The sequence below is a fragment of the Leucobacter chromiireducens genome (assembly GCF_051993095.1).
GTDB lineage: Bacteria > Actinomycetota > Actinomycetes > Actinomycetales > Microbacteriaceae > Leucobacter > Leucobacter chromiireducens.
Genome location: NZ_CP197024.1, coordinates 2,254,373 through 2,275,040 on the forward strand (window position 1 = coordinate 2,254,373; position 20,668 = coordinate 2,275,040).

General features: G+C 68.6%; 21 protein-coding genes. 5 read left to right on the forward strand and 16 right to left on the reverse strand.

The window, feature by feature from the left end; genetic code table 11:
* Positions 1-22 precede the first annotated feature (22 nt).
* From priA to ACR81A_RS10135, 7 genes are all read right to left on the reverse strand, one after another.
* Positions 23-787 carry a bifunctional 1-(5-phosphoribosyl)-5-((5-phosphoribosylamino)methylideneamino)imidazole-4-carboxamide isomerase/phosphoribosylanthranilate isomerase PriA gene (gene priA / locus ACR81A_RS10105; protein ID WP_440311732.1) on the reverse strand — a complete coding sequence of 255 codons (765 nt, stop codon included), beginning with the start codon at positions 785-787 and terminating at the stop codon, positions 23-25.
* A 23-nt stretch (positions 788-810) separates the two neighbouring features.
* Positions 811-1,458, reverse strand: coding sequence for an imidazole glycerol phosphate synthase subunit HisH (gene hisH, locus ACR81A_RS10110; protein WP_202381224.1), 648 nt, complete (start codon positions 1,456-1,458; stop codon positions 811-813).
* Positions 1,455-2,063 carry an imidazoleglycerol-phosphate dehydratase HisB gene (hisB, locus tag ACR81A_RS10115; RefSeq protein ID WP_202381223.1) on the reverse strand — a complete coding sequence of 203 codons (609 nt, stop codon included), beginning with the start codon at positions 2,061-2,063 and terminating at the stop codon, positions 1,455-1,457. The genes hisH and hisB overlap by 4 nt, the downstream gene beginning before the upstream one ends.
* A gap of 25 nt (positions 2,064-2,088) precedes the next feature.
* Positions 2,089-2,910 carry a cytochrome c biogenesis CcdA family protein gene (locus ACR81A_RS10120; RefSeq protein WP_202381222.1) on the reverse strand — a complete coding sequence of 274 codons (822 nt, stop codon included), beginning with the start codon at positions 2,908-2,910 and terminating at the stop codon, positions 2,089-2,091.
* A 55-nt stretch (positions 2,911-2,965) separates the two neighbouring features.
* Entirely contained in the window at positions 2,966-3,727 is a 762-nt protein-coding gene (locus ACR81A_RS10125; protein WP_440311733.1) for a DsbA family protein, read from the reverse strand.
* A 127-nt stretch (positions 3,728-3,854) separates the two neighbouring features.
* Positions 3,855-4,943 (reverse strand): histidinol-phosphate transaminase, encoded by a 1,089-nt coding sequence (locus tag ACR81A_RS10130; protein WP_440311734.1) that lies wholly within the window; start codon positions 4,941-4,943, stop codon positions 3,855-3,857.
* Positions 4,944-4,997: 54 nt separating this feature from the next.
* The gene (locus tag ACR81A_RS10135) at positions 4,998-5,447 is read right to left on the reverse strand and encodes a LysM peptidoglycan-binding domain-containing protein (protein ID WP_440311735.1); all 450 of its coding nucleotides are present in this window, start codon (positions 5,445-5,447) and stop codon (positions 4,998-5,000) included.
* 258 nt (positions 5,448-5,705) lie between these two features.
* Between ACR81A_RS10135 and lexA the strand changes: the two genes are divergently transcribed.
* From lexA to lipA, 3 genes are all read left to right on the forward strand, one after another.
* Positions 5,706-6,371 carry a transcriptional repressor LexA gene (gene lexA, locus ACR81A_RS10140; RefSeq protein WP_202381219.1) on the forward strand — a complete coding sequence of 222 codons (666 nt, stop codon included), beginning with the start codon at positions 5,706-5,708 and terminating at the stop codon, positions 6,369-6,371.
* Positions 6,372-6,475: 104 nt separating this feature from the next.
* Positions 6,476-7,186, forward strand: coding sequence for a lipoyl(octanoyl) transferase LipB (lipB, locus tag ACR81A_RS10145; protein WP_440311736.1), 711 nt, complete (start codon positions 6,476-6,478; stop codon positions 7,184-7,186).
* Positions 7,183-8,202, forward strand: coding sequence for a lipoyl synthase (lipA, locus tag ACR81A_RS10150; protein ID WP_202381217.1), 1,020 nt, complete (start codon positions 7,183-7,185; stop codon positions 8,200-8,202). Before lipB ends, lipA begins: the two co-directional genes overlap by 4 nt.
* Before the next feature lie 30 nt (positions 8,203-8,232).
* On the opposite strand, the gene ACR81A_RS10155 is transcribed toward lipA, so the two are convergent.
* From ACR81A_RS10155 to hflX, 4 genes are all read right to left on the reverse strand, one after another.
* A complete protein-coding gene (locus tag ACR81A_RS10155) occupies positions 8,233-9,138 on the reverse strand; it encodes a methylenetetrahydrofolate reductase (protein WP_202381216.1) in 906 nt (301 codons plus the stop codon).
* Positions 9,135-10,385, reverse strand: a complete 1,251-nt coding sequence (locus ACR81A_RS10160) for a hypothetical protein (protein ID WP_440311737.1) — start codon at positions 10,383-10,385, stop codon at positions 9,135-9,137. Before ACR81A_RS10160 ends, ACR81A_RS10155 begins: the two co-directional genes overlap by 4 nt.
* A 4-nt stretch (positions 10,386-10,389) precedes the next feature.
* Entirely contained in the window at positions 10,390-12,750 is a 2,361-nt protein-coding gene (gene metE, locus ACR81A_RS10165; RefSeq protein WP_440311738.1) for a 5-methyltetrahydropteroyltriglutamate--homocysteine S-methyltransferase, read from the reverse strand.
* 172 nt (positions 12,751-12,922) lie between these two features.
* Positions 12,923-14,491 (reverse strand): GTPase HflX, encoded by a 1,569-nt coding sequence (gene hflX / locus ACR81A_RS10170; protein ID WP_202381214.1) that lies wholly within the window; start codon positions 14,489-14,491, stop codon positions 12,923-12,925.
* A 96-nt stretch (positions 14,492-14,587) separates the two neighbouring features.
* Between hflX and ACR81A_RS10175 the strand changes: the two genes are divergently transcribed.
* Positions 14,588-15,199: a class I SAM-dependent methyltransferase gene (locus ACR81A_RS10175; protein ID WP_440311739.1), complete on the forward strand. Its 612-nt coding sequence runs from the start codon at positions 14,588-14,590 to the stop codon at positions 15,197-15,199.
* A gap of 39 nt (positions 15,200-15,238) precedes the next feature.
* Here the strand turns inward: ACR81A_RS10175 and dapF are convergent, their stop codons facing one another.
* Both dapF and ACR81A_RS10185 read right to left on the reverse strand, forming a co-directional pair.
* Positions 15,239-16,120 (reverse strand): diaminopimelate epimerase, encoded by an 882-nt coding sequence (dapF, locus tag ACR81A_RS10180; RefSeq protein ID WP_440311740.1) that lies wholly within the window; start codon positions 16,118-16,120, stop codon positions 15,239-15,241.
* A gap of 9 nt (positions 16,121-16,129) precedes the next feature.
* On the reverse strand, positions 16,130-16,573 hold the full coding sequence (locus tag ACR81A_RS10185; RefSeq protein ID WP_440311741.1) for a GNAT family acetyltransferase: 444 nt from the start codon (positions 16,571-16,573) through the stop codon (positions 16,130-16,132).
* A gap of 92 nt (positions 16,574-16,665) precedes the next feature.
* Between ACR81A_RS10185 and ACR81A_RS10190 the strand changes: the two genes are divergently transcribed.
* Entirely contained in the window at positions 16,666-17,169 is a 504-nt protein-coding gene (locus ACR81A_RS10190; protein WP_202381210.1) for a nucleoside deaminase, read from the forward strand.
* Here ACR81A_RS10190 and miaA read toward each other — a convergent pair.
* Genes miaA through ACR81A_RS10205 form a run of 3 tightly spaced genes read right to left on the reverse strand, consistent with a single transcriptional unit; the run spans position 17,150 to position 20,668 of the window.
* A complete protein-coding gene (miaA, locus tag ACR81A_RS10195) occupies positions 17,150-18,118 on the reverse strand; it encodes a tRNA (adenosine(37)-N6)-dimethylallyltransferase MiaA (protein ID WP_440311742.1) in 969 nt (322 codons plus the stop codon). The two genes, ACR81A_RS10190 and miaA, sit on opposite strands and share 20 nt — an antisense overlap.
* Positions 18,115-19,659 (reverse strand): tRNA (N6-isopentenyl adenosine(37)-C2)-methylthiotransferase MiaB, encoded by a 1,545-nt coding sequence (gene miaB / locus ACR81A_RS10200; RefSeq protein WP_440311743.1) that lies wholly within the window; start codon positions 19,657-19,659, stop codon positions 18,115-18,117. The genes miaA and miaB overlap by 4 nt, the downstream gene beginning before the upstream one ends.
* A gap of 58 nt (positions 19,660-19,717) precedes the next feature.
* The gene (locus tag ACR81A_RS10205) at positions 19,718-20,668 is read right to left on the reverse strand and encodes a regulatory protein RecX (protein WP_440311744.1); all 951 of its coding nucleotides are present in this window, start codon (positions 20,666-20,668) and stop codon (positions 19,718-19,720) included.

The window sequence follows — 20,668 nt, forward strand, 5'->3', positions numbered from 1 at the left end:
TCCCTTCGTCCCTTTCGTACCGCTATTCGGCGCGTGCCGGGCGCCCGGCGACGTCGAGCGCCGCGGGGAGGGTGAACGCACCGTCGTAGAGCGCCTTCCCGATGATGGCGCCCTCGACACCGAGCGGCACGAGCGCGCGAAGCGCGATCAGGTCGTCCAGGCTCGAGACGCCGCCCGAGGCCACCACGGGACGGTCCGTGCGCTCGCACATCTGGCGCAGCAGCTCCAGGTTGGGGCCGCGGAGCGTCCCGTCCTTCGTGACGTCGGTCACCACGTAGCGCGAGCAGTTCGCGTCCTCGAGCTGCTCAAGTACGTCCCAGAGGTTGCCGCCGTCTTCGGTCCAGCCGCGCGCAGCGAGGGTCTCCCCGCGCACATCGAGCCCAACTGCGATCTGGTCGCCAAAGCGCGCAATCACGGAGCGGGTCCATTCCGGGTTCTCGATTGCAGCGGTGCCGAGGTTCACCCGACGTGCGCCCATCTCAAGCGCCGCTTCGAGGCTGGCGTCGTCGCGGATGCCGCCCGAGAACTCGATGTCGATCGAATTGCCCGCACGCTTGATGATCTTCCGTGCCACAGCAACGTTGCTGCCACGGCCAAACGCCGCATCCAGGTCGACCAGGTGAATCCACTCGGCGCCCTGCTCGATCCAGTCCATTGCCGCGTCGACGGGGCTCCCGTAGTTCGTCTCCGTGCCGGCCTCGCCCTGCGTGAGGCGAACTGCCTTGCCATCGACCATGTCGATTGCGGGCAGCAGCTGCAGTTTGGGGCCCTCGGTGAACTCGCTCATGTGTGGTGTGCTCCTTGTATGGGTCAGAACGTCGCGATCCAGTTGCGCAGCAACTGGATGCCGGCTTCCCCGGACTTCTCCGGGTGGAACTGGGTGGCGCAGAGCGGTCCGTTCTCAACGGCGGCGATGAACCGTTCGCCGTGCTCAGACCACGTGACGCGCGGCTTCGTGGCGGCGGTGCGGCCCTCGATCGACCACTCGGTCGCCGCGTTCGAGTGCACGAAGTAGAACCGCTCGTCGGCGATGCCGGCAAAGAGCTTCGAGTCCTCGGGCGCCGAGACCGTGTTCCACCCCATGTGTGGAAGTACAGGAGCGCGCAGTTCGCGCACCGTTCCCGGCCACTGGTCGAGCCCTTCGGTCTCCTGGCCGCGCTCGATCCCGCGCTCGAACATCACCTGCAGGCCGACACAGATTCCCAGGACCGGACGCCCGCCCGCGAGCCTGCGGTCGATCAGCTCGTCACCGCGCACGGCGCGCAGCTGCTGCATGACCGCGTCGAACGCGCCAACACCGGGGACCAACAGCCCGTCGGCGTCCTGGACGGCGCGCGGGTCGCGCGTGAGCTCCACGGTTGCGCCCGCCGCGGCGAGCGCTTTGACGGCCGAATGAACGTTGCCCGAGCCGTAGTCGAGCACAGCGACGCGGGGGCTCGCCCCTGCGTCTGCGCTCACAGCGCGCCCTTGGTCGACGGTACGCCGGTGACGAGCGGGTCGAGCGCCTTCGCCTGGCGGAACGCGCGCGCGAATGCCTTGAATTCGGCCTCTGCAATGTGGTGCGGGTCGCGGCCCTCGATGAGCTTCAGGTGCACCGTGAGGCGCGCGTTCAGCGTGAGCGCCTCGAAGAAGTGCCGCACCATTGACCCGGTGTAGTGGCCACCGATGAGGTGGAATTCGAAGCCCGCGGGCTCCCCCGAGTGCACGAGGTAGGGTCGGCCGGAGATATCGACAACTGCCTGCGCGAGCGCTTCATCGAGGGGCACCAGCGCATCGCCGTAGCGCGAGATGCCGCGCTTGTCGCCGAGCGCGGCGAGCAGCGCCTGGCCGAGCAGAATGCCCGTGTCTTCGACCGTGTGGTGCACGTCGATCTCGACATCTCCCTGCGCACGGACCGTGAGGTCGGTGAGCGAGTGGCGGGCGAAGGCCGTGAGCATGTGGTCGAAGAACGGAACCCCGGTCTGAATGTCGGAGGCACCGGTGCCGTCGAGGTCAAGGCTCAGGCTGATCTGGGACTCGCTCGTGGAGCGCTCGAGCGAGGCCGTGCGTGTAGCTGCGGTCATGCCGCCAGTCTATCCGGGTTCGCGATCAGCCCGTGGTCGCGCGCTCACGCCGACGTCGCAGCACGTAGACGGTGAGCCACACCGCAACCAGCAGCACGAAGACGAGACCGACGATCCAGCCCGGCACGGCGTTCGCCCAGCTCATCACCTGAGCTTCGAGGTTTGCCTGCGCTGTTGCGCCGAGCACCCCGCCCAACGAGGTTGTGCCCTGGGTGATGAGCAGCAGCACACCGATCGCGATCGTGAGGAGACCACCAACGATGTTTGTCCAGGCGTTCCGCCAGCGCCCGATGACCAGTTCGCGCGGACGTACCAGCTTCCGCACTGCGGGAACTCGGTCCCAGAGCACGGCGAGGAGCAGCAGCGGCACCGTCATCCCTGCGGCGAACACGAGCAGCACGAGGCCGCCGAGCAACGGGTTGCCGCCGAACGCTGCGAAGGCGAGCGCTGCGCCGAGGAGCGGCCCCGCGCACACGCCGGCGAGCCCGTACACCGTGCCGAGCGCAAACACGGACGCGATCGATGCGCTCTTCGCTCCCTGCTGCGGGATCATCCCTGGCAGGCGCACCCCAAAGAGCATCGCGAGGCCGAGCACGATGACCAGCGCTGAGACGACCGTCACGAGCGCAAAACGATGCTGGTTCACCCAGGCGCCCAGTGTGCCCGCGAGCAATCCGAGCGGCACGAGCGCGGTCGCGAGCCCGAGGAAGAAGACCCCAGTGCGCGCGAGGAGGGCTCCCGGGCTCGAAAACGCGTAGGCGAAGAAGGCGGGCAGCAGCATCACCGAGCATGGGCTGAGGAGCGTCAGCACGCCGCCAAGAAAGGCGCCGAGCAGGCTCAACGACATCAGGCGTCCACCGCCCAGACGATACTTCCCTGCTCGGTGGCCCGGGCTGTTCGCGTCACTTGGCGGCGTCCACTGCCTCGTCGAGCAGCGCACGGAACGTCTCGACGGGCTGCGCCCCGCTCAGGGCCTGGCCGTCGACCGCAAAGAATGGGACGCCGGTGACACCCAGCTGCTGCGCCTGCGCGGTGCTCTGCGCGACGGCGTCCTGCAGATCGCTGCGGGTCATGTCGGCCTCGAACTTGGCAAGATCAGGGACACCCACCTGCTTCGCGAAGCCGAGAAGCTCCTCAGCGGGAAGTTCCGGGTGCCCACTCTCGGGAGCGGCCTCGTAGATGGCCTGCACGAACTCCACGTACTTGCCCTGTTCGCCCGCTGCACGAGCGGCAACCGCAGCGCGCGTGGACTGCTCGCCAAAGAATGCGACATCGTGCAACTCGATGCGCACCTTTCCGGTATTCACATATTCTTCGATGAGCACCGGCAATGTGTCGCGCGAATACACCGCACAGAACGGGCACCGGAAGTCGATCCACTCACTCATCACAACCGGCGCGTCAACATCACCGATCGCCATGGTGTCGGCGGGGTCCCGACGCTCAATGCTCTGCGCATCCGGCTGCTCCGCGCTCTCACCCTCGGCATTCGCGCCGGTGGCAGCGCCCGCAGCTCCGGCCGAGCCACCGCCCTGCGCCAGCTGCACACCGCCGAACACGAGCCCGATGATGGCGATCGCACCGAGGGCGATGTTCAGGGTGCGGGAGCGGCGCAGCTTCCGTTCAAGCTCGTGACGGGGCAGTGCTTCGGGTGGCTGAGGCATACCCCCAGGCTATCCGGCCACTTCGCGGCGGGCTCAGTGTGCTCCCAGATTCGGCACACACTCGGACAGCCATCGCGTGAAGAGCGGGGCCCCACGGAACGAGGCCCCGCTCCGCGAAACGCGAGACCTACGCCTGCGCACCGCCTGGACCGAGCTGAGTGATCGCGTCGATCAGGATGGTCGTCTCCGCCGGCGTTCCCGCGGTGATGCGCAGGTGGCCCGGGATACTGAGGTTTCGGATCAGGATGCCCTGCGCACGCAGCGCTTCGAACGTCGCCGCGGGATCTGTGAAGCCCCCGACCAGCAAGAAGTTTGCCCCCGACGGGTGGACCTCGTATCCCAGCGCGCGCAACGCGGACGCGAGCCGATCGCGCTCGGAACGAATCTCCGCAACCGCGCCCAGCATGGCGTCCGAGTGCCGTAGCGCAGCCGTCGCAGCCGCCTGCGTCAGCGCGGACAGGTGATAGGGCAGACGCACCAAGCGCAGCGCGTCGATGACGGCGGCGTCGGCTGCGAGATACCCCAGGCGCACACCCGCGAAGGCGAACGCCTTGCTCATGGTGCGCGACACCAGCAGGCGCGGGCGGCCGGGCAGAAGCGCCACAGCGCTCTCGGTGTCCGCATCGAACTCCTGATACGCCTCATCGACAATGAGCACCCCGTCGAAGGCGTCGTACGCCGCACGGATAACCTCGCGGTCGAGCACGGTTCCCGTGGGGTTGTTCGGGCCGCACAGAATCACGATGTTCGGCTGGTGCTCCGCAATGGCAGCGATCACCAGCTCGGGCGTGAGCGCGTAGTCCGCGGGCCGCGGCACATCGATCCACGTTGTGTCGGTGCCCGCGGCAAGCAGGGGGTACATCGAGTACGTGGGACTGAAGCTCAGCAGCGACCGCCCGGGGCCGCCAAATGCCTGGAGCACTTGCTGGAGCACCTCGTTCGAGCCGTTAGCGGCCCACACCTGCTCCGGGGCCAATCCGTGTCCGAGGTAGCTCGCGAGCGCCTGGCGCAGTCCCATGAACTCGCGATCGGGGTACCGGTTCACGCCGCGCACGGCTTCGGCAAGGGAGCTCACGATGTCGGCGATGACTTCGTCGGGGATGGGATGCGTGTTCTCGTTGACGTTCAGACTGACGGGCACCGGATCCTGCGGTGCGCCGTAGGGCTCTTGCCCGACAAGATTGTCGCGGAGGGGGAGGTCACTGAGGCTGGTCACCACACCAGTCTAGTTTCGAAACGCGCCTGCGTCGTTGGGGCGCGAGCAGGCGGGCTACTCAGTCAGGCCGAGCTCTGCTGCCGGGATAGTCTGCGGATCCCCCGCGTAGCGGAGCGGCACCGCGAGGGGCTGGCCCACATCGACGCCAGACTCGGTGAGCTGGTTCAGCTGCACGATCTCGCTGACGAGATCACGCGGATCCGCCGACGGATCGAGCTGAGTGGCGATCTCCCACAGCGAGGAGCCGGGTGCCACCACGACGTAAGAAAACTCTTGGCCAGCGCCGGCCGTATCGGACGCGCTCGCCTGCGGAGCAGCGAACGTCGCGAGAAGCGCCAGCACACCGGCCACGAGCACCGTAGCGAGCGTTCCCAGCACCACACGTCCGCGGCGGGTCAAGCGCAGTCGAGTGACCGCGGGCACGGAAGAAGCGGTGACCTCAGCCACGGGAGCGATCGATACACCTGCGCTGATCCGGGATCCTGCGAGAGTTGCGGCACTCATGGGACTTCCTTTCGTCGCGACGCCCGCGAAGGCCAGCGCCATGCGAACATCTGTTTCGAATATATCTTCGAGTATTCGAAACCGCAAGCCCGTGTTCGAAGATCAGTTTCGATCTTTTCCCACGACACTCGAACAGATGTTTGCCCCTGTTCCCAGCGCGCGGCTAGGGTTTCGTTCAACGAGACCACTGAACCAGGCACCACTGACATTCGGTTTTCACCGCCCCCGCCCCGCCCCTCCGGGCTCGAAAGGACAGCCATGAGCGACGCCGCAGCGCCACAGACCCGGAAGCCTCTGAGCGAGAAGCAGCAAGCCATCCTTGAGTTCATCGCGCGCTCCGTCGAGTCGCGCGGCTATCCCCCGAGCATGCGCGAGATTGGCGACGCAGTGGGCCTCTCCTCACTCTCGAGCGTCACACATCAGCTCAGCCGCTTGGAGCTGGGCGGCTACATCCGGCGTGATCCCAATCGACCCCGCGCCCTAGAGATCCTTGTCGAGCTCGCGAGCACGAGCGACGCGATCGCGGACACCCCGGGTCAGCAGGTCGAGGAGGCTGCGTACGTACCGCTCGTTGGGCAGATTGCCGCGGGCGTTCCGATCACCGCAGACCAGCAAGTGGAGGAGATCGTGCCGCTCCCCCGCCAACTCGTCGGCGACGGGCAGCTCTTCATGCTTCGCGTCGTGGGCGAGTCCATGATCGACGCGGCGATCTGCGATGGCGACTTTGTTGTGGTGCGCCAGCAGCGCGAGGCAGAGAACGGCGACATCGTTGCCGCAATGCTTGACGGAGAAGCGACCGTGAAGGTGTTCCGCCGCCGCGACGGTCACACGTGGCTACTTCCCCGCAACAGCGCTTTCGAACCGATTGTTGGCGACCACGCCGAGGTGCTCGGCAAGGTCGTCGCGGTGTTCCGCTCGGTCTAACCGCCACACGCAAGATGGGCCGCCCCGGCTTCCGGGGTGGCCCTTTTTGCGTGTCATGTCCACTCGTCTTGATTTGTTGTATCGAGTCTATTTAGTATGACGTCATGACTTCCCTCACCCTCACCCGGCCCCCAGGAACTCCCGCTCCGCACCGTGTACGCGCTCCCGGCCACCGGCTGCGGGTCGAAGGTCCTGGTTCCGAGCCCGTTCCGTACGAGCGCGGCCTCCGCCTTCAGGACGAGGCGGTCGCGCGGCTCACCGACCGCATCGATCACGGGACGCTGATCCTGCTCGAGCACTCCCCCGTGTACACCGCGGGCCGTCGGGCCGACCCGGCGGAGTATCCGCAGGACGGCACCCCGGTCGTGCCGGTCAACCGTGGCGGGCGCGTGACCTGGCATGGGCCGGGTCAGCTCGTGGCGTACCCCATCGTCCGACTCGCCCCTGGCGTGGGCGTCGTTGACTGCGTGCGCGCGCTCGAGGGCGCACTGATCAGCACGGCCGCTGCATTTGGTGTGTGCGGGGAGCGCATCGCTGGGCGCGCAGGTGCGTGGTCCACGCCTCCACACCCCGGAGCCACCGCCGTCAAATTCGGCCAGGTGGGGATTCACGCGAGCGCCGGGATCATCACCCACGGCGTCGCCCTCAACTGCAGCAACTCACTTGAGCCATTCGAGGGCTTTGTACCGTGCGGGATCACCGACGCGGGTGTCAGCACGCTGAGCGCACTCGCCGGCACGCAGGTCACGCCGGCCGACGCTGCGCCAATCCTGCGGGCCGAACTACTCCTCGCGCTCGCGGAGCTCACCGCATGAGCGCCCGAATACTCCCCTCGACCGGCACGCGGCCTGAGCCCGAAGGCCGGAAGCTGCTGCGTGTAGAAGCGCGCAATGCGCAGACGCCCATCGAGCGGAAGCCTGAGTGGATCAAGACCCGCGCACGCTCCGGCCCGGAGTACCGTGACGTGCGCGATCTCGTCCAGTCCGAGGGGCTCCACACCGTGTGCCAGGAGGCTGGCTGCCCCAACATCTACGAGTGCTGGGAAGACCGCGAAGCCACGTTCCTCATCGGCGGATCCATCTGCACGCGGCGCTGTGACTTCTGCATGATCACGTCCGGCAAACCGCTGCCGCTCGACACCGACGAGCCGCGCCGCGTCGCTGAGTCTGTGCGCACGATGGGGCTGCGATACGCGACCATCACGGGCGTGACCCGCGACGATCTCCCCGACACGGGTGCCTGGCTGTACGCGGAGACGATTCGCCAGATTCATGCGCTGAACCCGGGATCCGGGGTCGAAGTGCTCGTCGACGATCTCGGCGGCCGGCCGGACGGGCTCGCGCAGGTGTTTGCGGCGCAGCCCGAAGTGTTCGCGCACAACCTCGAGACTGTGCCCCGCATCTTCCGACGCATACGTCCGGGCTTTCGCTACGAACGCTCGCTCGAGGTCATTGCCGAGGGCCGCAGCGCGGGGATGATCACGAAGTCGAACCTCATCCTGGGGATGGGTGAGACTCGCGCGGAGATCTCCGCGACCATGCACGAGCTGCGCGACGCGGGCTGCGACATCCTCACGCTCACGCAGTACCTGCGCCCCTCGAGCCTCCACCACCCCATTGATCGCTGGGTGCGGCCCGAAGAGTTTGTCGAGCTGAAGGCCGAGGCGGATGCGCTCGGCTTCGCCGGAGTCCTTGCGGGTCCCCTCGTGCGGTCCTCCTACCGCGCGGGCCGCCTGTGGGCGGAGACGATGCTCCGCACAGGACGGGAGGTGCCCCCGCAGCTGCAGCACCTCGCAGAGCGCGCCGCCGCGGACTTCCCGCAGGCGGTGTAGCGCGGCGCCTCCTCGCCCCGACCGCTCGCGCTATCCGAGCGGCGACGGGGTGAGGAGGTTCAGCTCGCGCAGCACCGCGAGTACCTGCTCGTGGCGGTTGAACGTATACAGGTGCACAGAGGGTGCGCCGCCCGCGAGCAACGCGCGCGCAAGCTCGACCGTGTGCTCGACGCCCAGCTCCGGTGCATAGCCTCCCGCCTCCGCGAGCTCCGCCGCGAGGAGACCCGGCGCGGGGCGTCCCGCCAGCTGCGCCACCTTTCGCAGTTGCGCGCTCGTCGATACGGGCATGAGGCCGGGGAGCACGGGAATCCGCAGCCCCGCCGCTCGTGCGTCCTCCACGAATCCGAGATACTCCTCGGCCTCGAAGAAGAGCTGCGTGATCGCGAACTGGGCGCCCGCTTCCTGCTTCGCGATCAGGTACTCAATGTCCTCAGATCGGGATCGCGACAGCGGATGCCCATTCGGGTATGCGGCAACGGCGGTGCGCCCCACACTCGTGAGCGCCGGACGCTCAGCGCGGGCCTCAGCGACCAGCTCAACGAGTTCAAGCGCGGAGAGCGAGCCAGCCACCGCGGGATCATCCTCTGTGAGCCCTCGCGGCGGGTCGCCGCGCAGCGCGAGGAAGTCGTGCACTCCCGCGTCCATGATCCCGTGGATCGCCTCCCGCACGGCCTCCCGCGACTCCCCCACCGTGGTGAGGTGCGCAAGGGGCAGGGCGTCAGTGTGATCGCGGAGGTACTTCAGCAGGTCGATCGAGGCATCACGATTTGAGCCGTTAGCGCCGTAGGTGACCGAGATGAAGTCGGGCCCCGCCGCAGACAGGTGTTGCACCGCGTGCCCCAATGCGAGGGCCGCCGCCCCGCTGCGCGCGGGAAACACCTCGAATGAGAATCTCGCGCGCGTGGGCGCGCTGCCGGTCAGCAGTTCGGGGCTCATGCGTGTCCTCCCTCGGGGGCCGGCTTCCCGGTCGCTCCGTAGCCCGCGTACGAGACGCCCGCGCCCGCGAGGCCCGGGCTTCCCGCAAGCTCGTCCGCTGCGAGCGCCGTTCCCCGCACGCGTGCGGCGATCTTCGCGAACGCCACGTCGCGAGCAAAGTCCGGCGAGCCGTGGCGGGGCTTCTCATCAATCAGATACGGCGAGAAACCGCAGTCGTCGGTGGAGCCGAGCAGCTCGGCCGGGATGAAGCGCGCGGCGCGCACAAGCTGATCCCGCACCTGCTCCGCGGTTTCGAGCTTCGGGTTCGTCGGGTTCGTCACACCGAGCAGCACCCGCGGCACGATGCCGCCGCTGCCCGCCTCCGCTGCGGCCCGGGTGCGACCCCGGAGCTGGCGGCCGACGAGCCGCGCCACACGATCCGGCTCTTTCTCTCCCGCAGCCTGCACCAGGAAGTACCCCGCCTCGATTTGAAATAGCTCCGGCAGCAGCTCCGCGTAGTCGATATCTGCGCTGTGGGCTGAGTCGTTGTCGTTCCCGGGGCACGTGTGCACCCCCACCGCGGCACGCTCGGCATCAGTGAGCTGATCGAGCACCCGGTTGATGAGCTCAATGAAGCCGCTGAGCGCCTGCGGACCCGCCCAGGGGGCGCGGAGATCGCGCCGGAGCGCGAGTCGCCCTTCGGTGAAGTCGATCGACACCCGCGCGGCCCCTGCCGCAAAGGAACGACGGATGTCCTCCGCGCACCCCGCGACGACGTCCGAGAGGAAGTCTTCGCGACGATACTCGCCAAGCCCGCCCTCCGGCACCATGAGCGAGAGCATCGAAGGCGAGATGACCGCCTGCTTGAGGGGCAGATCGGTGAGCTCGCGCGCGGCCGCCACGTCATCGGCAGCCCAGGCCTGGAAACGGAACGGGGCACGGGCGAGGCTCGGGATCACACGGTGATGCCCGTCCGCGAACACCGCGAACACGGGCCCGGCCGAGAGGTCTTCCGTACCGAGCGGGTAGCTCGCAAAGCTCTCGCGTCGCTGCTCTCCATCGCCCACGATGGGCGACCCGGTTGCGGCGAAGCGCTCGATCGTATCTGCCACCGCGCGATCCTGCTCCGCGCGGAGCTCAGCCCCCGTCGCCAGGCCCGTATCCGCGTCGAGCACCACCCGCTGCAGGCGGGCGGGGCGCGGCAAGGAGCCGACGGCCTCCGTGGGGAGGCCGTCGGCGGGCCAGGGCGTGAGTGAACCCTGGTCCACGGTGCTAGGCTCCGCGGACGGCGCGCGCCGCCTGCACCAGGTTCGTGAGGCTCGCCACCGTCTCCTCATAGCCACGAGTCTTGAGCCCACAGTCGGGGTTGACCCAGAGCTGCTCGCCCGGGATGCGCGCAGCCGCAATTCGGATCAGCTCCTCCTGCTCCGCCGCGCTCGGCACACGCGGCGAGTGGATGTCGTACACGCCGGGGCCGATGCCGCGCGAGTAGCCGTGATCGCCCAGCGGGTCAACGACGTCCATGCGACTGCGGGCCGCCTCGATGCTCGTCACATCGGCGTCGAGCCCATCGACGGCACCGATGATCTCGCCAAACTCGGAGTAACACAGGTGCGTGTGGATCTGCACCTCGCTCGCAGCGCCACTCGTCGCGAGGCGGAAGGACCCCACCGACCAGTCGAGGTACGCCGCCTGGCGATCGGCATCGAGCGGCAACAGCTCGCGCAGCGCAGGCTCGTCGACCTGCACGATGGTGATCCCAGCGGCAACCAGGTCGTCGATCTCGTCGCGAAGGGCGAGCGCGACCTGCTCGGCGGTGTCCGCGAGCGGCTGATCATCGCGCACGAACGACCACGCGAGAATCGTGACGGGGCCCGTCAGCATGCCCTTCACCGGCTTCTCCGTGAGCGACTGCGCGTAGGCCGACCACGCGACGGTCATCGGCGCGGGGCGAGACACGTCACCCCACAGGATCGACGGTCGGGTTGCGCGGGTGCCGTACGACTGAACCCAGCCGTTCTCGGTGACCGCAAAGCCGTCGAGCAGCTCCGCGAAGTACTGCACCATGTCGTTGCGCTCGGCCTCGCCGTGCACAAGCACGTCGAGCCCGATCTCCTCCTGCAGACGGATCACGCGTGCGATCTCCTCGCGCAGGAAGCCGTCGTAGGCGGCCTGATCGATCTCGCCGCGCACAAACGCCGCGCGGGCGGTGCGAATCTCGGTGGTCTGCGGGAATGAGCCGATGGTCGTGGTCGCGAGCTCGGGCACACCGATGCCGCGCTGCGCGTCCCGGCGCGCACCCTCGTCGGCACGGCTGCGGTCGGCGGACGTCACCGCAGCGGCGCGCTCTCGCACGCGCGCATCCCGCACCCCGGGAGCGCCCGCACGGTCGGCGAGGGCGGCCTCGGTGTCCGCGAGCTCCGCTTCGATGGCGGCAGCACCCTCGGCCAGGCCGCGCGCGAGCGTCGCGACCTGCGTCACCTTCTGATCGGCGAAAGCAAGCCACGACGCCAAGCGCGCGTCGAGCTTCGTCTCGTCAGCGACATCGTGCGGCACGTGCTGCAGGGAGTTCGAGGTGCCGATCACCGTGGCGATGCCCGCGTCCGAAATTCGCTGCGCCAGCGCAAGCGCAGCGCGGAGGTCAGTGCGCCAGATGTTGCGCCCATCGACCACGCCAGCCACGAGCTGCGTGCCAGCGAACGCGGCGGCAAGCGAGCCGTCTGCGAGCGCCTCCTCCGGGAGCGTGCCGCGCACAAGATCCGCCTGCACCGCCTCGACCGGCAGCGCGCCGAGTCGCGTGAGCGCCGCCGACGAGTCGCCGTACGGCGCAGTCAGGAGAATCGCGGGCCGCGCCGCGCCGACAGCGGGCGCGCCCAGGGTCGTGTACGCGCGCTCCACGAGCGCGAGCACCTCGGCGCGGGGCACCGAGAGTGAGTCGGACACGAGCGCGGGCTCGTCGAGCTGCACCCAGCGTGCGCCCGCTGCGGCGAGCGCGGCAAGCAGTTCTCCGTACACGGCGACGACCTCGTCGAGTCGAGAGATCGGCGCGAAGCCCTCTGCCGCGTCGTCCGCTGCCTTCGCAAGCAGCAGGTAGGTGACGGGCCCGACGAGCACGGGGCGCGACTCGATCCCCTGTTCGGCGGCCTCCGCGAGCTGAGCGACCAGCGCCGCGGCGTTCGCTGCGAGCGGCGTTGCGGCGCTCAGCTCTGGCACGCTGTAGTGGTAGTTCGTGTCGAACCACTTCGTCATCTCGAGCGGCTGGTGCGATTCGTCTCCGCGGGCAAGCGCAAAGTAGCTCGCGAGGTCGCTTCCGGTCTCAGCGACGTCGGCGAATCGGCTCGGGATCGCGCCGAGCGCGAGCGTCGCGTCGAGTACCTGGTCGTAGAAGCTGAAGCTCTCGGGCACCGCTCCCCCCGTCGCGGGGAGGCCCAGCTCGACGAGGCGGGCACGGGTCGCCGCGCGCAGCTCGCGCGCGGTGACGCGGAGCTGCTCCTCCGAGATCTTTCCCTTCCAGAACGCCTCAACCGCGCGCTTCAGTTCGCGGCGGCGGCCGATGCGGGGGTAGCCAAGGATGGTGGCCTGCGGCAGCGGAGCGACACCGGTCGGCGTAACGGGGTGGGCGGGAGCAGTCATGGGGGTCCTCCGGGAACGTGCGAGTTGAGACCCGGCGGGTGCCCCGGGCTCTCACACGCTAACCGCGCAGCGCGGCCCACCGCGCCCATGTTGCAGTGTATGAATTACGCCGTGTGACCTCAGGCTACGCCGCGTTACAGCGCGCGGCTGCGCACCCCGTATTCGATCGGGATCAGCCGAGGTACGGCTCGAGCTTCGCGAGCATTTCCGCGGTGACGTAGGCGCGCACGCGCGTGCCCTCCTCGACGTACTCGGTTTCGAGCACCCGGTTCCGCTCGTGCATCTCCGCGACGAGTTCACCTCGGTCGTAGGGCACGACAACGGTGACCTCGCGGTCGGGCACGGGCAGGGCGGCGTCGATCCTGCGCGAGAGCTCTTCGAGCCCCTCCCCGGTGCGCGCGGACACGAACACGGCATCGGAGACAAGCCCGTGCAGTACGAGACGCTGGGACTCGTCGATGAGGTCGGACTTGTTGAACGCGACGATCTCGGGGATGCCCTGTGCGTCGACCTCGGCAATGACCTCACGGACGGTGCGCAACTGCGCTTCAGGATCGGGGTGCGAGCCATCGACCACGTGGAGGATCACGTCGGCCTCCCCCACCTCCTCGAAGGTCGAGCGGAACGCTTCGACGAGCTGGTGCGGCAGGGCACGCACGAAGCCAACGGTGTCGGCGTAGGTGAAGCTGCGCCCATCGTCCGTCTCCGCGTGGCGCACGGCGGTGTCCAGTGTTGCGAACAGCTGGTTCTGCACGAACTCCTGCGTGCCGGTGAGGCGGTTCAGCAGGCTCGACTTACCGGCATTCGTGTAGCCGGCGATTGCCACGGAGGGCACCTCACCGCGCTTGCGGTTGGCTCGCTTCGCCTCGCGCGCCGGCGCCATCTGTGCGATCTGCTTGCGCAGCTTCGCCATGCGTGTGTGGATCTTTCGACGGTCGAGCTCCATCTTCGTCTCACCGGGGCCACGGGAACCCATACCCGCGCCGCCCGAGCCCACCTGGCCACCGGCCTGGCGCGACATCGACTCACCCCAGCCGCGCAGGCGCGGGAGGAGGTACTGGAGCTGCGCAAGCTCAACCTGCGCCTTGCCCTCGCGACTCTTCGCGTGCTGACTGAAGATGTCGAGGATCACCGCGGTACGGTCGATCACCTTGACCTTCACGACATCCTCCAGTGCACGGCGCTGCGACGGCGCGAGCTCGGTGTCCGCGACGACGGTGTCTGCCCCTACTGCGGCGACCAGCTCGGCAAGCTCTTGGGCTTTGCCCTTTCCGAGGTAGGTCGCGGGGTCCGGGTTCTGGCGGCGCTGCAGGAGGCCGTCGAGCACGGTGGCGCCCGCGGTCTCGGCGAGCGCGGCGAGCTCACGCAGCGAGTTTTCCGCGTTCTCGGACGACTTCTCGGAGTAGATGCCAATGAGCACCACGTTCTCGAGCCGCAGCTGGCGGTACTCAACCTCGGTAACGTCTTCGAGCTCCGTGGAGAGGCCCACCACGCGCTTCAGCGAGGCGCGGTCTTCACGCTCCATGCGGATCGCGTCGAGGTCGGCACCGAGCTCATCGTGGGCTTCATCTCCGAGCGCCAACGCGCCGCCCGTCAGGTCACGAATCACGGTCGCGGATTCGGCGCGCTCGGCGCGGCTCAGGAGGCGCGCGAGCGGATCCGAAGCCTCGGTCACGGCACTCTCGTGGTTCGACTCGTCGGTCAACACCTGGTCTGCATCTGCAGGAACACGTTTCGTCATCTGGCTTCCAGTGTACTTCGGGCGCGTCCCACCCGCACGGGTCGTTCGCCGACGGCGCAGGCGCAGCACCGGGCGCGGGGCTGCGATACTGGTTCAGTGAGCGAGCATTACTTCTCCGAGGCCCCGAGCGGCGATTTCCGACCCCGCGAGATCGAGGTGATCCTCGCTGGCGCTCCCCGCAGCGTGCAGACCGCGGGTGGCGTGTTCAGCCCAGAGCACCTCGACCGCGGTACGGAGATCCTGCTCCGCACCCTCGAGCGGATCGACGATGCTCGGCCTGGCCCGGTGCTCGACCTCGGCTGTGGCTGGGGACCGATCGCGCTCGCTGCCGCTCTGAGCGATCCCGATCGAGAGGTCTGGGCCGTTGATGTCAACGAGCGCTCGCGCGAGCTGACCCGCGCGAATGCTGCGCGTCTCGGGCTCGACGCCGTACACGTGGCAGCGCCCGAGGACGTTCCCGCAGAGCTGCGTTTCGGGGAGATCCACTCGAATCCGCCGATCCGAGTCGGAAAGGAGGTGCTGCACGGCATGCTGCAGCTCTGGCTCCCCCGGCTCGCTCCCGGTGGCGCGGCTCACCTCGTCGTCGCGAAGCACCTCGGCGCGGACTCCCTGCAGCGCTGGATCGCCACGGAGTTCACTGATCTCGCGGTCGAGCGCGTGGCCCGCGACAAGGGCTTCCACATCATCCGCGCCGAACGCGCGGCGTAGCGCCGAGCCACGGGCGGCGCGCTCGGCGTTCGCGACGCGCTACGCCTCGGGGAGTTCGATCTCGCCGGAGTACACGAGCTCAGCGGGCCCGTTCAGCGACACGTGCTCGCCCTCCTCGGTGGGGAACATGCGCACGGCCAGGCGGCCGCCCGGCACATCCACGCGCCAGTGGTTCGGCATTCCCTCGCCACCCCAGTGGCGGAATGCGAGCGCCGCAGCGGCGGTTCCCGTGCCGCAGGAGAGCGTCTCGCCCACCCCGCGCTCGTGTACACGCATGCGGATACGCGCCACCCCGTCAACGACCAGCGGATCCTCGGGAACGACAAACTCCACGTTTGCGCCATCGGCGGGCGCCGGATCGAGCGCCGGCGCCCGCGTGAGGTCCAGTCCCTCGAGCTCGTCGACGTGCGCGAGCGCAGTCACCACGTGCGGGTTGCCGAGGTCAATACCCAGGCCGGGGCGCGCAACCGGCAGGCCGTGCGCGGCAACCAGCCGCTCGGGCGCGAGGCGCCACCGCCCCAGGTCCACCGTGTAGCCCGAGACGCCAGCAAGCACGTCCTTCACGCCCGCGCGCGTGCCGATGGGCAGCGTGTCACGGCGCTCCGGCGCGACGAGTCCCTCTGAGATCAAGTAGTGCGCATACACGCGAATACCGTTCCCGCACATCTCCGCGGGCGTCCCATCCGCGTTCCAGTAGTCCATGAACCACTCGGCCTCGGGCTCCTCTGCAAGACTCGCCGCCCCCTCGGGGAGTGCCTTCGAGCGCACTGCGCGAATCACTCCGTCAGCGCCGATCCCGAAGTTGCGATCGCAGAGGAATCGGATCTGCTCCGGTGAGAGCGTGAGCTCACCCTCCGGATCAGTGAAAAGCACAAAGTCATTGCCCGTGCCGTGGCCCTTGGTAAACGAGAGGGTCGTCATTCCCCCAGTCTACGATGCGACGTGGCCATCGAGCTGCGTGTCGAGCCGTTTGCTACGCACCACCACGTCCGATCCTTCATAGCCGAGCGCGTCGTAGTACGAAACGACGCCCGTGTTCTCCGACCGCACCATCAGTTGCACTTTGGGGCACCCCATCGCGGCGAGACGCGCCTCGGCCTCCGCGACGAGCGCCCGGCCGATTCCCTCGCCCGCACGCTCGGCCGCGCTCGCGAGATAGTACAGCCAGCCACGGTGTCCGTCGTAGCCCGCCATCACTGAGCCCACGATCTCACCTGCGTCCTCCGCGACGAGAAACAGCTCCGGTTGCACGCGCAGCTTTCGCTCGATGTCCGCAACCGGGTCGTTCCACGGTCGCGTGAGCCCGCGCGCCCCCCACAGCGCGATCACGGCTGCGGTGTCGGCTTCGGCGAACTGGCGAATTCTGCTGGGCACGTGGGTCTCCTCCTTCCGCGGCCGGGCGCACGCGGAGCACCCACCCTATCCCCCGGGGTGACCGGACCGTGAGCCGCTGCTACGGTGGGGCCATGTCTGCACCGCCGCTCACCGACATCGATCTTCGCCACCTCGGACGCTGTGTCGAGCTCGCCGCGGAAGCGCTCGCCGACGGTGACGAGCCCTTTGGCTCGGTGCTCGTCGACTCGAGCGGGGCGGTGCGTTTTGCAGACCGAAACCGCGTGCGCGACGGCGACGCCACACAGCACCCGGAGTTCGCGATTGCGCGCTGGGCTGCGGCGCACCTCACGCCAGCGGAGCGAGCTGCCAGCACGGTGTACACCTCGGGCGAGCACTGTCCCATGTGCGCCGCCGCGCACGGCTGGGTGGGGCTTGGCCGCATCGTGTATGCCGCGAGCACGGCGCAGCTCTCCGACTGGCTCGCCGAATGGGGCATCGCCCCCGGCCCCGTTGCGCCGCTTCCCATTCAGCAGGTGGCGCCCGGTGTTCCCGTCGCGGGCCCCGCGCCCGAGTTCGAAGCTGAGCTCCGGGCGCTCCACGCACGCAGCCGAGGAATCAGTTCGGCTCAGCGCTGAGATCCGGGAGCACGCCAGGAGCGCGCCACTCGATGCCCGGGTAGCGTTTGAACCAGCTCACCTGCCGCCGCGCGTAGCGGCGTGTCAGTGCTTGAGTCTCAGCGATGGCTTCGGCCTCACTCATCGTGCCAGCGAGCTGCGCGAGCGCCTGAGCATAGCCGATCGCCCGGGATGCCGTGGGTCCTTGCTCGATCCCCTCAGGGATCAGCTCGCGGACCTCCTCGAGCAGGCCGTCAGCCCACATCCCGGTGACGCGCGCGTCGAGCCGGGCGACGAGCTCGGCCCGCTCCACGGTCACGCCCGCGATTCGGGTGTCGGGGTACCAGAGCGCCGGCTCCGCAGGCAGGGTGGTCCGTGCATCGCCCCCGAGCAGCGCGACCTCCAGCGCACGTACCACTCGGCGCGGATTCTGCCCGTCCACGCTCGCCGCGGTCTCGGGTGACAGCTCAGCAAGCCGAGCGAGGAGTGGCGCGACGCCCTGCTCCGCGAGCTGCGCCTCCAACGCGGCTCGGGTGTTCTCGTCGCGCGGCGGAAACTGAAAGTCAAAAATGACGCTCGACATGTACAGGCCCGAGCCGCCGATTAGGATCGCGTCGGCTCCGCGGGCATGGATCTCGTCGATCACCGCGCGAGCGACCGGCTGGTACCACGCAACCGTCGCTTCCGTAGCGGGTGCGAGCACGTCGAAGAGGTGGTGCGGAATTCCGCGCCGCTCGGCCACCGGCAGCTTGGCGGTGCCGATGTCCATTCCCCGGTAGAACTGCATCGCGTCCGCGTTGACGACCTCGGCTGGTCGGCCACGTTCGGCAAGCGCCTCAGCGAGATCGAGCGAGAGGGCAGACTTGCCCGTGCCTGTGGCGCCCACGACGGCCCAGAGCGCAGGACCGCGTGCTCCCGGTGCAATGTTCACTGCGGCGGGGGTGGCGCGCGTCGGCCCGGCTTCGCTCATCGCGCGCGAAGCGTGGGCAGGCCAAGGCTCACCGCACGGGGTGCGGTGCTGTCCCCACTCGGTGCCGGCACGCCGCAACTCTCCGCCTGGCGGCGATCCCAAGCGTCGCCCGCCCGCGTGCGGCGCAGCCGATACACGTCGGGAACCTCGTCCGCAATCACAAAGAAGGGAGCCGCGGCCGTGACCTGGACGGTGACCACATCGCCTGGGCGAGGCTCGTCGGCGCCCTCGGGGACGGCAAAGTGGACCAGGCGGTTGTCCTCCGCGCGCCCAGAAAGCCGCCGGGTTGCGGCGTCCTTGCGCCCCTCGCTCACCGCGACCAGCACCTCGACGGTCCGGCCAATCTGGGCCTGATTCTCCTCAAGCGAGAGGCGCTCCTGGAGTGCCATGAGTCGCTCGTAGCGCTCCTGCACGATCTCCTTCGGGATCTGGCCCTCCATCGTCGCCGCGGGAGTGCCCGGGCGAATCGAGTATTGGAAGGTAAACGCGCTTGAGAACCGCGATGCTTCAACGACCCGGAGCGTGTCTTGGAAGTCTTGCTCGGTTTCGCCCGGGAATCCCACAATGATGTCGGTGGTGATCGCGGCATTGGGGATCTGCTCGCGCACCGAATCGAGGATCCCGAGGAACTTCTTCGATCGGTACGAGCGGCGCATGGCCTTGAGCACGGTGTCCGAGCCGGACTGCAGCGGCATGTGCAGCGAGGGCATCACATTGTGAGTCTCAGCCATCGCGGCGATAACGTCGTCCGTGAAGGCGGCCGGGTGCGGGCTCGTGAAGCGCACGCGCTCGAGCCCTTCAATCTCCCCCATCGCGCGCAGGAGCTTGCCGAAGGCCTGGCGGTCACCGAACTCGACACCATACGTGTTGACGTTCTGGCCGAGCAGCGTGACCTCGATCGCGCCGTCGTCGACGAGCGCCTGCACCTCCGCAAGGATGTCGCCGGGGCGACGATCCTTCTCCTTGCCTCGCAGGGCAGGCACGATGCAGAAGGTGCACGTGTTGTTGCAGCCCACCGAAATCGACACCCAGCCACTCGACGCGGAATCGCGCTTCGTTGGCAGTGTCGAGGGGAACACCTCGAGGGCTTCGAGGATCTCGACCTGTGCTTCTTCGTTGTGGCGCGCCCGCTCGAGCATCGCCGGCAGCGAGCCCATGTTGTGCGTCCCGAACACCACGTCCACCCAGGGAGCCTTCTCCACGATGGTGCCCTGGTCCTTCTGCGCGAGGCAGCCCCCCACCGCGATCTGCATGCCCTCGCGACCGCGCTTCACGCCAGCAAGGTAGCCGAGCTGTCCGTAGAGCTTGTTTGCCGCGTTTTCACGCACGGCGCACGTGTTGATCACCACAACATCCGCGTCCGCGGGATCCGTGGCCGCGATGTATCCGGCAGCGTCGAGCGAGCCCGAGAGCCGCTCGGAATCGTGCACATTCATCTGGCAGCCGAGAGTGCGCACGCTGTAGCTACGCGGGGAACCGTCGGGGCGGAGGGCCGCGGGCGACGGAGCAATCACGGTGGGTTCTGCCGATGCAAGACTCATACGCCTAGTTTACCGGCGCGCCACACAGTCTCCTGCACACCAGGGCCGGCCGATCCGGTTACTGGAACCGGACGCCGCTGCCGCTGCGCCCGCCGCGACTGGTGCCGTCGAGCGCCTCGCGCACCGCGCGGCTCGCAGGCTCCCCGGACCAGCCACGTCTGGCGAGGAAGCCGAGGAGACGCCGCTCGGCAACGGCACGATCGAGTCCGCCGAGCTTCCCCGCGCGTGCGACGGCGGCCTCGCGCAGCAGCGAGAATTCCTCTTCGTCGTCGAGTTCACCGATCGCTGCCTCGATGACAGCATCGGGCAGTCGGCGCTCGCGCAGCTTGATGCGGATCTGTGACCGACTGGCACGCTTCGTGTCGCGAAGCTTCTCCGTGACCGCGCGCGCCAGTCCCGCATCGTCAAGGTACAGCCGTTCCTCAAACTCGGCGATGACGACGTCCACGTCATGCGCTGCGTGCTCGAGTCGCAGCAGTTCCTCACGGAGTTCACCGCTCGAGCGGGCTCGGCGTGCGAGCAGCCGCACGCCGGCATCGTGCGCCGCCTGCCCGGCCTCGTCGGCTCCGTTCTCATCGTCGCTCTCGCCGGCGATCCCGGCCCCGCCTTCATCTTCAATTTCGTCCCCACCGGTACCGAGCTCGGTCGGGAGATCCGACCCGGCCTCCGAGACGCGCTCGGCCCGCGCGGCGCGGGTGAGCTCGCTCGCACGAGTGAGGTGATCCCCCAGCGCGGAGATCACAGCCGTACGTTCGCTTCGCATTGCGCGCGGCGCAGGCGCAGTCGCCTCGGTCTCGCTGCTGACCTGTGCGTCGACGTCTGCGCAGGCGTCGGCTTCAGCCTCAGCATCGGCCTTGCCGATGGGCGCGGACTCCGCGTCACGGACCGGCTCAGCCCACGCACGCTGCCGGAGCATGCCACGCAGCTCGATTACCTCGGCGAGATTTCCCCGGTCGGGGCCCGCCCCCGCGGTGGGTTCACCGGGGGGCGGGAGAAAGCGGACGGCCAC